This is a genomic window from Micromonospora sp. C41 (assembly GCF_018070485.1).
GTDB classification, from domain to species: domain Bacteria; phylum Actinomycetota; class Actinomycetes; order Mycobacteriales; family Micromonosporaceae; genus Micromonospora; species Micromonospora chalcea.
On the sequence record NZ_JAGPXP010000005.1, the window covers coordinates 196754 to 210164 of the forward strand.

Consider the following 13411-nt stretch of genomic DNA (forward strand, 5'->3'; position numbering starts at 1 on the left):
CGCTCGGCCGGACCGTTCGGGGGTCCGCTGGTCTCCCGGGGCCGGCGGGAGGTTCGCCGGTTGCCCTCGGGCACGTCTGTACGGGCCAGTTTCGCCCGCGGCCGCGCGTCGCGCGGCGATTCCGGCCCGGCGCCGACTCCTCGGATGGCAGCACGTGACCGGAACGGGCCACCGCCGGTGTCGCGGCGGTGGCCCGGTGGAACTCAGCCCTGTCGCTTGGCGGGCCGGCTGCCGCCCTTCTTCGGGTTGACCGGCTTGGCGCCCGGCTTCGGCCCGGCCACCTTCGGCGCCGCGGCCGGGGCCTTCGCCGCCGGCTGGGCCGCCTTGCGGCCGAACAGGCCACCGGTCTTGGCCGGCTGCACCGGGCCCTTGCCGCCGGTGTTCTTGGCGGCGGTGGTGCTCTTCGCGGTGGGCGGCGGCGGGAACTTCCGCAGCACCCACTGCTGCTGGCCGAGCGTGAAGAGGTTGTTGGTGACCCAGTAGATGATCACACCGATCGGGAAGATCGCGCCCGAGATCAGCAGCGACAGCGGGATGCCGTAGAGCATCAGGCGCTGCACCATGCGCTGCTGCGGGTCCTCGGCCCAGCCGGTCTTGAGGATCATCTGACGGCTGGTCAGGTAGGTGGTGGCGATCATGATGATCACCAGGATGCCGGCGACGACCTTGACGGTGCCGGTGTTCGCGCCCAGCCGGCTGAGCTCCTCCGCGGTGGAGCCGAACTTGCCGGAGATCGGCGCGGTGAAGAGCGTCGCGTTCGAGGCGCTGTTGAACTGGTCGACAGTCCAGCCGTACAGGGTCTTGCCCTGGTTGTCCGGGCTGAGGCGGCGCAGCGTGTGGAACAGGCCCAGGAAGACCGGGATCTGGAGGAACATCGGAAGGCAGCCCATGAGCGGGTTGGCCTTTTCCTTCCGGTAGAGCTCCATCATCTCTTTCTGGAGCGTCTCCCGGTCACCCTTGTGCTTCTCCTGGAGCTCCTTCACCTTCGGCTGGAGCGCCTGCATGGCACGCTGCGACTTGATCTGCTTGACGAAGACCGGGAACAGGATCACCCGGACCGTCACCACCAGGAAGATGATGGCGAGGATCCAGGCCCAGTTCGTACCGATCACGGCCCCGACCGGAACTCCGATGGCGTCCCAGGCCGAGTGCCAGGTCAGCAGGATCCACGAGATCGCGTAGTAGATCCAGTCGAGACTAAACACTCAGGCTCCAGTCACGTCGGCACGGCGGCGGTCGCCCGGCTCCGGAACCGGGTCGTGTCCACCTGGGTGGAAGGGATGGCAGCGCGACAGCCGACGGACCGTCAGCCAGGCGCCCCGCAGCGCACCGTGCCGGGACACCGCCTCCACGGCGTAGGCACTGCACGACGGGTAGAACCGGCAGCGGGCCGGCAGAGCCGGACTTATCCACCGACGGTACGCGATGATAGGCGCCAGCAGCATGCGGGCACCGCTTGTGGGCGACGGAGTCGCGGTCGGGCCGGTCACCGCGACCGCCGTCCCCGGGGGGAACGCGCGGCGGCGAGAGCGGCGTCGAGGTCGGCCCCGAGCCGGGTGTACGTGGCGTCGGCGGCTGCCGGCAGCGCGCGTACCACGAGGGTCGTGCCGGCGGGCAGCTCGGCCAGCCGCTCGCGAACCAGGTGCCGGAGTCGGCGGCGGACCTTGTTCCGGACCACCGCGCCGCCGACGGCCTTGGACACGACGAAGCCGGCGCGGCTCGGTGCGGAGGTCTCCGCACCGCTGGTCCGCGCCGGCTCCGGCGAAGGTGTCGCGGTGGTGCCGATCGGCTCGGGGATGGTCAGGTGGACCACGACGGCGCCACGGCCGACGCGTCGGCCACCGCGAACCGCTGCGGCGAAGTCGCTACTGCGCCGCAGTCGTTGCGCGGCGGCCAGCACGACTGCCCACGTCCCCGGACCGGACCTGTCGGCCTCAGGCCGACAGGCGGGCGCGGCCCTTGGAACGACGGGTAGCGATGATGGCGCGGCCGGCACGGGTGCGCATGCGCAGCCGGAAGCCGTGGGTCTTCGCGCGCCGGCGGTTGTTCGGCTGGTAGGTGCGCTTGCTCACGTCAGGCTCTCCGTTGTCGTACGCCCCGCGCGGCGGATCGCCCGGGGTCGTGTGCTGGTCCAGGCCACCTTGTCGGTGACCTCCGATCGGCGCTGCCGTGACGCGCTCCCCGGCGATGCGAGGTGACAGCCACGGACAGCAAGCATCAATCACCCTAGCAGAGGGCGAGAGAGCAGCCGCTCCAGCCTACGCAGGGGCGCAATGACCGTCAAACGTCACACTCGGGCGTCCGACCTGCGTCGGAACGACGACCGAAGGGGCGGTTTTCACTGATGTTGCCAACGTCGTCAGGGTGTCGCCGGTTGATGGCGTGGGGTCCGCGCTGTTAGCGTGCCCGATTGCGGTCGGCGTCGGGGGTCCGGGGTTTGTCGCCGATCGGCAAGACCGGACACGCTGTTGAATCGTTCGGCACGGTGAACCCGCTTCAGCGCCTCCGTGGATCGAGGGGGGGCAGGTCCGACCCGCGTCCGGTGGGCGGTCACAATCGGTCGGTACACAGGCTGTGGATAACTTGTGGATGACGACCGGTCAGCCGTCCGGGCGGGCGTGAGGAGCAGGCGAGGGGGTGGCACGACGGTGACCGGAGCGACCGACCTGGCCGCGGTGTGGACGGCGACCACCGACGAACTCGCCGACGAGATCATCTCCGCGCAGCAACGGGCGTACCTCCGGCTCACCCGGCTGCGGGCGATCGTCGAGGACACCGCGTTGCTCTCGGTGCCGGACGCCTTCACCCGCGACGTGATCGAGTCACGGCTCCGCCCGGCCATCACCGAGGCGCTGAGCCGCCGGCTCGGACGGCCGATACAGGTGGCCGTCACCGTACGGGTCACCGAGGACCCGGGCGCCCGCCCGGCCGGCACCGTCTACCGCAGCAGCCCGGAACCGCTCCCCGAGCACGACGGCGCCGCTCCGCTGCCCGGCTTCGACCAGGCCGCCCCGACCTTCCCGTCGCCCCGCCCGGAGCCCGGCTACGCCGACTCCCGCCCCGAGCCCGGTTACGCCGAGTCCCGCCCGGAACAGCAGGTGGACGAACCGGCGCCCCGGCAGCGGACCGCGGACGGCGGCCGGCCCCACCTGATCCCCGCCGGCCGGGACGCGCAGGACACGCTCTTCAGCGCCGCGTTCGCCGAGCCGCTGCGCGCCGCGCCCGAGCGCCGCGCCTTCGACGAGCGCACGCGCATCGAGCCGTCCGCTCCCGACGCCGGGGGTTACGAGCCGCGCTACCGGGAGAACCCGGCCGCCGACCCGGGGCCGATGCGCGGCCTGCCCCGCGACGGCGCCACCGACAACGGCCCCGGCCGGGGTGGCGCCGACCACCACCGTCCGGGTGGCGGCGGCCAGGCCGACCGCAGGCTCCCCGGCGGTACGGAGAGCGGCGGCAACCGGCTCAACCCGAAGTACATGTTCGAGACGTTCGTCATCGGCTCGTCCAACCGGTTCGCGCACGCGGCGAGCGTGGCGGTGGCCGAGTCGCCGGCCAAGGCGTACAACCCGCTGTTCATCTACGGCAGCTCGGGACTGGGCAAGACCCACCTGCTGCACGCCATCGGGCACTACGCGACGACGCTCGGCAACGCCCGCTCGGTCCGGTACGTCTCGACCGAGGAATTCACGAACGACTTCATCAACTCGCTGCGCGACGACAAGACCAGCGCGTTCCAGCGCCGCTACCGGGACGTGGACATCCTCCTGATCGACGACATCCAGTTCCTGGAGAACCGGGAACGGACGCAGGAGGAGTTCTTCCACACCTTCAACACGCTGCACAACGCCAACAAGCAGATCGTGATCACGTCCGACCGCTCGCCGAAGCAGCTCGCGACGCTGGAGGACCGGCTGCGTACGCGCTTCGAGTGGGGCCTGCTCGCCGACATCCAGCCGCCGGACCTGGAGACGCGGATCGCGATCCTGCAGAAGAAGGCCGCCCAGGAGCGGCTGTTCGCACCGCCGGACGTGCTGGAGTTCATCGCCTCCCGGGTGTCGAACTCGATCCGCGAACTGGAGGGGGCCCTGATCCGGGTCACCGCCTTCGCCAGCCTCACCCGTTCCTCGGTCGAACTGTCGCTGGCCGAGGAGGTGCTGCGGGACTTCATCCCGGACGGCGCCGGCCCGGAGATCACCGCGGACCAGATCATGGTGTCGACCGCCGACTACTTCGGGGTGAGCCTGGAGGACCTGCGCGGCCACTCCCGGTCCCGGGTGCTCGTCAACGCCCGCCAGGTGGCCATGTACCTGTGCCGCGAGCTGACCGACCTGTCGCTGCCCCGGATCGGGCAGGCGTTCGGCGGCCGGGACCACACCACAGTGATGCACGCGGACCGCAAGATCCGCCAGCAGATGGCGGAGCGGCGCTCGCTCTACAACCAGATCGCCGAGCTGACCAACCGCATCAAGCAGAACACCTGACCCCATCTCTCCCACGCCGCCCGCGCGCTGCCCGTCCGGCGGCTCCGGCGGTGATCAAGGAGTTTGTGTCGGGAAGACACGTCATTCCTGCCCCGAACTCCTTGGTCAACAGGGCGGGGCTGCTGCGCAGGAGTCCGCCGACCCGAGCGCCTCGCCCAGCGTCTGCACGGACCCCGACCGCAGATCTTGGAAGGAAACGGCCGCCACAGGGGCCCTCGCCTTCCAAAGATCTCTGCGGAGCCGGGGCTTTGGCCTCGCACGAGTCGCCCGGGGCCCCGAGCCCCACCGAAACTTTGCGTCGATCATGAGGTTGACGGCGACAAACCGGGCGCCAACTGCCGCCAACTTCATGGTCGACACGTGCGGGGCGGGAGCCGGAGGGCGGGCGGGGACGGGGGCGGCGCGCCGAGGAAGGCTCGCGTCGACGCCCTGTTGACGTGATGAAGGTGACCAGCGGACGCCCGACAGGCGGCTGACGGCAAGCCGACAGCACGGGTTCGTTGACCCTCGACCCGGTGGAGGGCCCAGGATCGGGCTGTGTTCGTCCACAGCTCGTACCTCTTGTCCACAGCCCCTGTGTCACAGGCAGTGGACAACCACCGTCCGCACCCGGCCGGTTACCCACAGACTGTGGACAACTCCTGGGGACGAGGCTGTGGACGCCTGGGGATGACGATCACGTTGTCCCCAGATGACAGGTCGCCTGTGGGCGAGCTGTTGAAGGTTCTGGGGATTAAGGCGGTCGACGCTGTCGGCGCTGTCCACAGCGCTGGGGAGAAAACCGGTGGATTAGCGGTGGACAACCGGTGGACAGCCGTGGAAAACCCGGCGGCTGGCGGGGGCTGTGGACCGGGACACGAGTTTTACCCCCGGTTCTCCACAGCCAAACCACCGGTGGATAACGTGTCTGACCTGCGCAGACGTTGGTTCTCCACAGTTTGCACAGGTGCGATGAAGACGATGAGTTATCTCTTCTAAACAACAAAAACCAATCATCACCGTTGGACTTCCTGTGGATCGGGCCGGAGCGCTGCCGTCGGCAGTCACCCCGGGCACCTGGATCCACGGGGTCGGGCGCACAGCCGATGCCCGCGCGCCCTAAGGTGCGATGGGTACCCGCACGGTCGGGCGGGACGGGTGGCAGCGGTCGGCATGAGAGAGTTGTCGCTGACGTCGACGCGGAGGCATTGATGAAGTTCCGAGTGGAGCGCGACGCGCTCGCCGAGGCGGTCGCGTGGACCGCCAAGAGCCTGCCCAACCGGCCCTCCGTACCGGTGCTGGCCGGGGTGATGCTCCGCGTCACCGACGGCAACCTGCAGGTCTCCGGCTTCGACTACGAGGTCTCCAGCCAGGTGACGGTCGAGGTGCAGGGTGACGCGGACGGCGCCGCCCTGGTCTCCGGCCGCCTGCTCGCCGAGATCACCAAGGCCCTGCCGGCCAAGCCGGTGGACATCGCCGCCGTCGGCGCCCACCTGGAGCTGGTCTGCGGCAGCGCCCGCTTCACGCTGCCCACCATGCCGGTGGAGGACTACCCGACGCTGCCGGAGATGCCGGAGAGCGCGGGCACCGTCGACGCCGCCGCCTTCGCCACGGCCGTGGCCCAGGTTGCGGTGGCCGCCGGCCGCGACGAGACGCTGCCGATGATGACCGGTGTACGCCTCGAGCTGAGCGGCGGCACGATGGCCATGCTGGCGACCGACCGATACCGCCTCGCGCTGCGCGAGATGGAGTGGAACCCGGACGACCCGGAGATCAGCCTCAACGCGCTGGTGCCGGCCCGTACGCTGCACGACACCGCCAAGGCGCTCGGCCCGCTCGGCGGCCACGTCACCATGGCGCTCTCCTCCGGCGGCGCCGGCGAAGGCATGATCGGCTTCTCCGGTGGCACCCGCCGGACCACCAGCCGCCTGCTCGACGGCGCCAACTACCCGCCGGTGCGTTCGCTGTTCCCGGCCGACCACAACGCCGAGGCCCGCGTCGCCGTCGCCACGCTCATCGAGGTGGTCAAGCGGGTCGCTCTCGTCGCCGAGCGCACCACCCCCGTGCTGCTCAGCTTCAGCGCCGACGGCCTCGTGGTGGAGGCGGGCGGCACCGAGGAGGCCCGGGCCAGCGAGGCGATGGAGGCCACCTTCACCGGTGAGCCGCTCACCATCGGCTTCAACCCGCAGTACCTCATCGACGGCCTGTCCAACCTCGGCGCCCAGCACGCCCTGCTCCGGTTCGTCGACGCGTTCAAGCCCGCGGTCATTTCCCCGGCCGGCGAGGATGGCGAGGTCATACCGGGGTACCGGTACCTCATCATGCCGATCCGCGTGTCCCGCTGATCGCAGGCAGCACGACCCTGACGTACGGAGGTAGGAGCAGATGCAGCTCGGCCTGGTAGGACTCGGCCGGATGGGCGGCAACATGCGGGAGCGGCTGCGCGCCGCCGGGCACGAGGTGGTCGGCTTCGACCACAACCCGGAGATCAGCGACGCCGCGAGCCTCACTGAGCTGGCCGAGAAGCTCCAGTCGCCCCGCGCGGTCTGGGTCATGGTTCCCGCCGGCGTCACCGACGCCACCATCGACGAGCTCGCCGAGGTGCTCGGCGAGGGCGACATCATCATCGACGGCGGCAACTCCCGGTTCAGCGACGACGCCCCGCGTGCCGAGCGGCTGAACGAGCAGGGCATCGGCTACATCGACGTCGGCGTCTCCGGCGGCGTCTGGGGCCGGCAGAACGGGTACGGGCTGATGGTCGGCGGCGCGCAGGAGCACGTCGAGCGCCTGATGCCGATCTTCGAGGCGCTCAAGCCCGAGGGCGAGTTCGGCTTCGTGCACGCCGGCCCGGTCGGCGCCGGCCACTACGCCAAGATGGTGCACAACGGCATCGAGTACGGCCTGATGCACGCCTACGCCGAGGGCTACGAGCTGCTGACCGCCTCCGAGCTGGTCACGAACGTTCCCGGCGTGTTCAAGTCGTGGCGCGAGGGCACCGTGGTCCGGTCCTGGCTGCTCGACCTGCTGGACCGGGCGCTCGACGAGGACCCGGAGCTGGCCGAGCTGAGCGGCTACACGGAGGACACCGGCGAGGGCCGTTGGACCGTGGACGAGGCGGTACGGCTCGCCGTGCCGCTCAACGTCATCACCGCGTCGCTGTTCGCCCGGTTCGCGTCCCGGCAGGACGACTCGCCCGCCATGAAGGCCGTCGCCGCGCTGCGCCAGCAGTTCGGCGGCCACGCCGTCCACAAGCGCTGACCGGTATCCACAGCCTGTGTACGTCCGCCGGCTCGAACTGGTCGACTTCCGCTCGTACGAGCGCGTCGGCGTGGACCTGGAGCCGGGGCCGAACGTGCTCGTCGGCGCCAACGGCGTCGGCAAGACGAACCTGGTCGAGGCGCTCGGCTACGTGGCGACCCTGGATTCGCACCGGGTCGCCACGGACGCCCCGCTGGTCCGGATGGGCGCCACCTCGGCGGTGATCCGCTGCGCGGTGGTGCACGAGGGCCGGGAACTGCTTGTCGAGCTGGAGATCGTGCCGGGCAAGGCCAACCGGGCCCGCCTCGGCCGGTCCCCGGCCCGGCGCGCCCGGGACGTGCTCGGCGCGCTGCGCCTGGTGCTGTTCGCGCCGGAGGACCTGGAACTGGTCCGCGGGGACCCCTCGGAACGTCGCCGCTACCTGGACGACCTGCTGGTCACCCGCCAGCCCCGCTTCGCCGGGGTACGCGCCGACTACGAGCGCGTGGTGAAGCAACGCAACGCGCTGCTGCGTACCTCGTACCTCGCTCGCAAGACCGGTGGCACACGCGGCGGTGACCTGTCGACGCTGGCCGTGTGGGACGCGCATCTGGCCCAGCACGGCGCGGACCTGCTCGCCGGCCGCCTGGAACTGGTCGCCGCGCTCACCCCGCACGTGGCGAAGGCGTACGACGCGGTGGCGGCCGGCCGCGGCGCGGCTGGCATCGCGTACCGGCCCTCGGTCGAGCTGCCCGAACCCGGCGCCGACCGCGCGGCGCTGGCGGAGGCGCTGGCCGCCGCGCTGACCGCGAACCGCGCCGCCGAGATCGAGCGCGGCACCACGCTCGTCGGCCCGCACCGCGACGACCTGGCGCTCACCCTCGGCCCGCTGCCCGCCAAGGGGTACGCGAGCCACGGCGAGTCGTGGTCCTACGCGCTGGCGCTGCGGCTGGCCGGGTACGACCTGCTGCGCGCCGACGGGATCGAGCCGGTGCTGGTGCTCGACGACGTCTTCGCCGAGCTGGACACCGGCCGGCGGGACCGGCTGGCCGAGCTGGTGGGCGGCGCGAGCCAGCTGCTCGTCACCTGCGCTGTGGACGACGACGTGCCGGCGACCCTGCGCGGCACCCGGTACGCGGTGGGCGACGGGACGGTGCGACGTGTCTGACGACGAGGTGCGGCTACCGCCCGCGCGGCTCGGGCCGGGACGCGACGCGCGTACCCCGGGAAAGCCCGCGGACGGCGAGCCGGGCGCGAACCTGCCGGAGGGCGCGACCGGGCCGGAACTGGCGCGGGCGGTGCTCGACGCGGCGAAGGCCCGGCGGCAGGCGGCGGCTCCCCGGCGGCGCGGCGCGGTCCGCGGCGACGGCGAGAAGCGGCTGCGCGGCTACTCCGGCCCGGGGCCGGATCCGCGCGACCCGCAGCCGCTGGGTGCGGTGCTGGACAAGCTGGTCAAGGCGCGGGGCTGGCAGCAGCCGGCGGCCGAGGCGACGGTGTTCGGCGCGTGGGAGAAGGTGGTCGGCCCGGAGGTCGCCCAGCACAGCCGCCCGGTGAAGCTGGAGGACGGCGAGCTGACGGTGGAGGCGCGCTCGACGGCGTGGGCGACGCAGTTGCGTCTGCTGGCGGGCTCGCTGTTGCAGCAGATCGCCCGCGAGGTCGGCCACAACGTGGTGCGCAAGCTGCACATTCACGGCCCGGCTGCGCCGTCGTGGTCGCGCGGCCCCCGGCGGGTACGCGGGCGCGGGCCCCGCGACACCTACGGCTGACCGTCGCCGCCCGAGCGCTGGGCCTCCCGCCGGGCGCGCTTGAGTTCGCGCTGCTCGCGGCTCCACTGCTTGCGGCGTTCCAGGTCCTGCTTCCAGGCTTCGCGGGCCAGCCGGGAGCCGCCCTGCACCGCGCCCTGGACCTGGGAGGGGCCGGCGAGGTTCTGGAACACCCAGCCCAACAGGCGGCCACCCTTGCCGGAGGCGTCGCCCACCTGCTCGTCGTCGCTCATCCCGCCGCCCTCCCTGTTTTGTGTGCAAACCATTGGTACACCAATCGTTGCTAGGATCGCAACGACGACGAGGAGGACGAGGTGACCGACCCGATCGAGGAGGACCCCCTGGCGCTGGAGCAGCAGGTCTGCTTCGCGCTGTCGGTCGCCGCCCGGAGCGTCGTCGCGGTCTACCGCCCGCTGCTGGAGCCGATGGGGCTCACCCACCCGCAGTACCTGGTCATGCTGGCGCTCTGGCAGCACGCGCCGCTGTCCGGGCGGGATCTGAGCCGGCTGCTCCAGCTCGATCCGGGCACGCTGTCACCGCTGCTCAAGCGGCTGGAGGCGGCCGGCTACATCCGGCGGGAACGCGACGCCGCCGACGAGCGCAGCCTGGCCGTCTCGCTCACCGCCGAGGGGCAGGCGCTGCGGACGCAGGCCGAGCGGATCCCGCCGGCCATCGTGCAGCGCCTGGGTCTGCCGCTGGCCGACCTGCGGCACCTGCACACGGCGCTGACCGAGGTGATCGCGGCCGCCAACCGGGCCACGTCTGCTTCCGGCGCTGCGGCGCCCGGTCAGGCGTCGGCGTAGACCGCGAAGCCGCGCTCCGCGCAGCGCCGGTAGAAGGCCGCCAGCACGCTCAGCTCGGCGCAGGTGAAGTTCCACTGCGGCGGGTCGCCGCTGTCGTCGCGCAGCCGGTCCAGCCGGCTGTCCAGCCAGCGGAGCTGCTGCTCGGCGAGCCGCCCGTCACCCAGCAACGCGCGCAGCACCTCGCTCACCGACTCGAACGTGACCGCCTCGCCGTACGGCCGGTGCCGGGCGACGAACTTCTCCAGGCCCTCGGCGATCCACGAGCAGCCGTCCGGGTCGATCACCGGGTCCTCGTCCTCGGCCGAGTTCTCCGTGGCGTAGAGCACATTTTCCAGCCCGAGGATCAGGTCGACCAGTTCGGTGTACGCGGTCGCCCGTACCGTGCCGGTCTTGGCGATCAGCTCGGCGAGCGCGGCGGTCGGCGCGGAGATCCGGGGCACGTCCACGATCTCGCCGAAGTCCACGAACTCGGCCGGCGCGACCGGGTCGTAGAAGCGGCCGGTCCGCGGCCAGTGCACCGCGACGTTGTCCAGCCCCATCGGGCGTCACCTCTCACCAAGCGTTTTCGGACCATCTTCGACGATCGTCCCGGTTGCGGGTGCGAAAGATCAAGACCGCAACGGCGGCGCCGCAAAAGCTACGGCACGCCGGACCCGGCCGCGACCCCCGGTCGGGACAGCAGCCGATCACCGGTCGGATGATCGTCACGGCTCACGGTGGCCGGTGGCGCGGCGGTGCCCCGTTGGCGTGTAGGGGGAGTCGCGGGAGGCGCGGTTCGTCCGGCTACGGCATTCTCAGCCGCCTCGGAGAGGGTGCCGAGTGGCGGTTTGGTCGGCTCCGCACAGTAAGATTGGGAGCGAGACGAAAGACCCGAGACGGAGCGACGGGCAGGGGCCCTCCGGGCCCTCGATCATAGTCCCGCCTCGGGTCCGAGCCGATCGCGATCCGCGGGCAACCGTGGCGCCCGGCGTACACGATCCGTGCCTGGTGATCCCAGGGGCGGTCCGTGCGCGCCGACGTCGCGTCCTGTCCGCCGAACCCGCGCCCCCGCGCCCACGCGCGGCCGGTGCGAGAAAGTGGCCGAGCGTGGCAGCGGAGGACAACAAGAAGTACGGTGCCGAGTCCATCACCGTTCTCGAAGGCCTGGAAGCGGTCCGGAAGCGCCCCGGTATGTACATCGGGTCCACCGGCGAGCGCGGTCTGCACCACCTGGTGTGGGAGGTCGTCGACAACGCGGTGGACGAGGCGCTGGCCGGGCACTGCGACACCATCGACGTGGTGCTGCTGGCCGACGGCGGCGTCCGGGTGACCGACAACGGCCGTGGCTTCCCGGTCGATCTGCACCCGAAGCTGAAGAAGCCGGGTGTCGAGGTCGCGCTGACCGTGCTGCACGCCGGCGGCAAGTTCGACGGCAAGGCGTACGCGGTCTCCGGTGGCCTGCACGGCGTGGGCGTCTCCGTGGTCAACGCGCTGTCCACCCGGATGGCGGTCGAGATCCACAAGGACGGTTTCGTCTGGCGCCAGCGCTACGACCACTCCAAGCCGACGCCGCTGGAGAAGGGCGAGGAGACCGACCGCACCGGTTCGGCCGTCTCCTTCTGGCCCGACCCCGACGTCTTCGAGACCGTCGACTTCGACTTCCACACCATCTACCGGCGCCTCCAGGAGATGGCCTTCCTCACCCGGGGCCTCACCATCCACCTGCTCGACGAGCGGGTGCCGGAGGACGAGGACGGCAAGACCCGCGAGGTCACCTTCCACTACGAGGGCGGCATCGCCGACTTCGTCCGCCACCTCAACGCCTCCAAGAGCCCGATCCACAAGACGGTGGTCGAGTTCGGCGCCGAGGAGACCGGCATGTCGGTCGAGATCGCCATGCAGTGGAACGAGTCGTACGGCGAGTCGGTCTACACGTTCGCCAACAACATCAACACCCACGAGGGCGGCACCCACGAGGAGGGCTTCCGGGCCGCGTTGACGAGCGTCGTCAACCGCTACGGCGCCGACAAGAAGCTGCTCAAGGGCGACGAGCGCCTCTCCGGTGAGGACATCCGCGAGGGCCTGGCCGCGATCATCTCGGTCAAGCTCACCGACCCGCAGTTCGAGGGTCAGACCAAGACCAAGCTGGGCAACACCCCGGTCAAGGGCTTCGTGCAGCGGGTCTGCAACGAGTCGCTCGTCGACTGGTTCGACCGCAACCCGGCCGAGGCGAAGATCATCATCCAGAAGGCGTCCCAGGCGGCCCGGGCCCGCATCGCCGCCCAGCAGGCGCGCAAGCTCGCCCGGCGCAAGTCGCTGCTGGAGTCCGGCTCGATGCCCGGCAAGCTGGCCGACTGCCAGTCCACCGACCCGCGCGAGTCCGAGGTCTTCATCGTCGAGGGCGACTCGGCCGGCGGCTCGGCCAAGCAGGGCCGCGACCCGCGTACGCAGGCGATCCTGCCGATCCGCGGCAAGATCCTCAACGTGGAGAAGGCCCGCATCGACCGGGTGCTGAAGAACAACGAGGTGCAGGCGCTGATCACCGCGCTGGGCACCGGCATCCACGACGACTTCGACATCGAGAAGCTGCGCTACCACAAGATCGTGCTGATGGCCGACGCCGACGTCGACGGCCAGCACATCCAGACGCTGCTGCTCACGCTGCTGTTCCGGTTCATGCGGCCGCTGGTGGAGCTGGGGCACGTCTACCTGGCCGCCCCGCCGCTCTACAAGATCAAGTGGAACAAGAAGGGCGACGACGCCCAGTACGCGTACTCGGACCGGGAACGCGACGGGCTGATCGCGCTGCGCCAGCAGAAGAAGCCCAACGCCCGCCCGGACGACATCCAGCGGTTCAAGGGTCTCGGTGAGATGAACTACCCCGAGCTGTGGGAGACCACGATGAACCCGGCGACGCGCACGCTGCGCCAGGTCACGCTCGACGACGCCGCAACCGCGGACGAGCTGTTCAGCGTCCTGATGGGTGAGGACGTCGAGGCACGTCGGTCGTTCATCCAGCGCAACGCCAAGGACGTGCGGTTCCTGGACATCTGACGGACGCGCCGGGCCGGCCGGTGATCCACCGGCCGGCCCGGTAGTCCACAGAGTTATCCACAGTCTGAACGCTTTCCACAGCCGTTATCCACAGCGAGACCATGACTGAAGAGTC

General features: G+C 70.9%; 13 protein-coding genes. 7 read left to right on the forward strand and 6 right to left on the reverse strand.

What is annotated here, in order from left to right; translation table 11 throughout:
- Window positions 1-203 precede the first annotated feature (203 nt).
- From yidC to rpmH, 4 genes are read right to left on the reverse strand one after another with little or no spacing between them, the layout of a single operon-like run.
- Window positions 204-1205 carry a membrane protein insertase YidC gene (yidC, locus tag KBX43_RS08170; protein ID WP_043327681.1) on the reverse strand — a complete coding sequence of 334 codons (1002 nt, stop codon included), beginning with the start codon at window positions 1203-1205 and terminating at the stop codon, window positions 204-206.
- Entirely contained in the window at window positions 1206-1445 is a 240-nt protein-coding gene (gene yidD / locus KBX43_RS08175) for a membrane protein insertion efficiency factor YidD (protein ID WP_091567651.1), read from the reverse strand.
- Window positions 1446-1486: 41 nt separating this feature from the next.
- Complete coding sequence (gene rnpA / locus KBX43_RS08180; RefSeq protein ID WP_043327680.1) at window positions 1487-1900, reverse strand: ribonuclease P protein component; 414 nt, start codon at window positions 1898-1900, stop codon at window positions 1487-1489.
- Window positions 1901-1934: 34 nt separating this feature from the next.
- On the reverse strand, window positions 1935-2072 hold the full coding sequence (gene rpmH / locus KBX43_RS08185) for a 50S ribosomal protein L34 (RefSeq protein WP_018788530.1): 138 nt from the start codon (window positions 2070-2072) through the stop codon (window positions 1935-1937).
- A 576-nt stretch (window positions 2073-2648) separates the two neighbouring features.
- Here rpmH and dnaA point away from each other — a divergent pair.
- The 5 genes from dnaA to KBX43_RS08210 all read left to right on the forward strand — a co-directional run bounded on the left by dnaA (window position 2649) and on the right by KBX43_RS08210 (window position 9463).
- The gene (gene dnaA, locus KBX43_RS08190; RefSeq protein WP_113974477.1) at window positions 2649-4481 is read left to right on the forward strand and encodes a chromosomal replication initiator protein DnaA; all 1833 of its coding nucleotides are present in this window, start codon (window positions 2649-2651) and stop codon (window positions 4479-4481) included.
- Between the two features lie 1190 nt (window positions 4482-5671).
- The gene (dnaN, locus tag KBX43_RS08195) at window positions 5672-6805 is read left to right on the forward strand and encodes a DNA polymerase III subunit beta (protein ID WP_043327678.1); all 1134 of its coding nucleotides are present in this window, start codon (window positions 5672-5674) and stop codon (window positions 6803-6805) included.
- A gap of 40 nt (window positions 6806-6845) precedes the next feature.
- The gene (gnd, locus tag KBX43_RS08200; RefSeq protein ID WP_030499509.1) at window positions 6846-7718 is read left to right on the forward strand and encodes a phosphogluconate dehydrogenase (NAD(+)-dependent, decarboxylating); all 873 of its coding nucleotides are present in this window, start codon (window positions 6846-6848) and stop codon (window positions 7716-7718) included.
- A gap of 16 nt (window positions 7719-7734) precedes the next feature.
- The gene (gene recF, locus KBX43_RS08205) at window positions 7735-8865 is read left to right on the forward strand and encodes a DNA replication/repair protein RecF (RefSeq protein WP_043327677.1); all 1131 of its coding nucleotides are present in this window, start codon (window positions 7735-7737) and stop codon (window positions 8863-8865) included.
- Complete coding sequence (locus KBX43_RS08210) at window positions 8858-9463, forward strand: DciA family protein (protein ID WP_064448047.1); 606 nt, start codon at window positions 8858-8860, stop codon at window positions 9461-9463. Before recF ends, KBX43_RS08210 begins: the two co-directional genes overlap by 8 nt.
- Here the strand turns inward: KBX43_RS08210 and KBX43_RS08215 are convergent.
- Window positions 9454-9693 carry a hypothetical protein gene (locus tag KBX43_RS08215; protein ID WP_043327675.1) on the reverse strand — a complete coding sequence of 80 codons (240 nt, stop codon included), beginning with the start codon at window positions 9691-9693 and terminating at the stop codon, window positions 9454-9456. The genes KBX43_RS08210 and KBX43_RS08215 overlap by 10 nt on opposite strands.
- A gap of 81 nt (window positions 9694-9774) precedes the next feature.
- Here KBX43_RS08215 and KBX43_RS08220 point away from each other — a divergent pair, with 81 nt between their 5' ends.
- Window positions 9775-10263: a MarR family winged helix-turn-helix transcriptional regulator gene (locus tag KBX43_RS08220; RefSeq protein ID WP_210883938.1), complete on the forward strand. Its 489-nt coding sequence runs from the start codon at window positions 9775-9777 to the stop codon at window positions 10261-10263.
- Here KBX43_RS08220 and KBX43_RS08225 read toward each other — a convergent pair.
- Entirely contained in the window at window positions 10248-10802 is a 555-nt protein-coding gene (locus tag KBX43_RS08225) for a hypothetical protein (protein ID WP_210869924.1), read from the reverse strand. The two genes, KBX43_RS08220 and KBX43_RS08225, sit on opposite strands and share 16 nt — an antisense overlap.
- Before the next feature lie 547 nt (window positions 10803-11349).
- Between KBX43_RS08225 and gyrB the strand changes: the two genes are divergently transcribed.
- Window positions 11350-13296 carry a DNA topoisomerase (ATP-hydrolyzing) subunit B gene (gene gyrB / locus KBX43_RS08230; RefSeq protein ID WP_043327672.1) on the forward strand — a complete coding sequence of 649 codons (1947 nt, stop codon included), beginning with the start codon at window positions 11350-11352 and terminating at the stop codon, window positions 13294-13296.
- Window positions 13297-13411 lie beyond the last annotated feature (115 nt).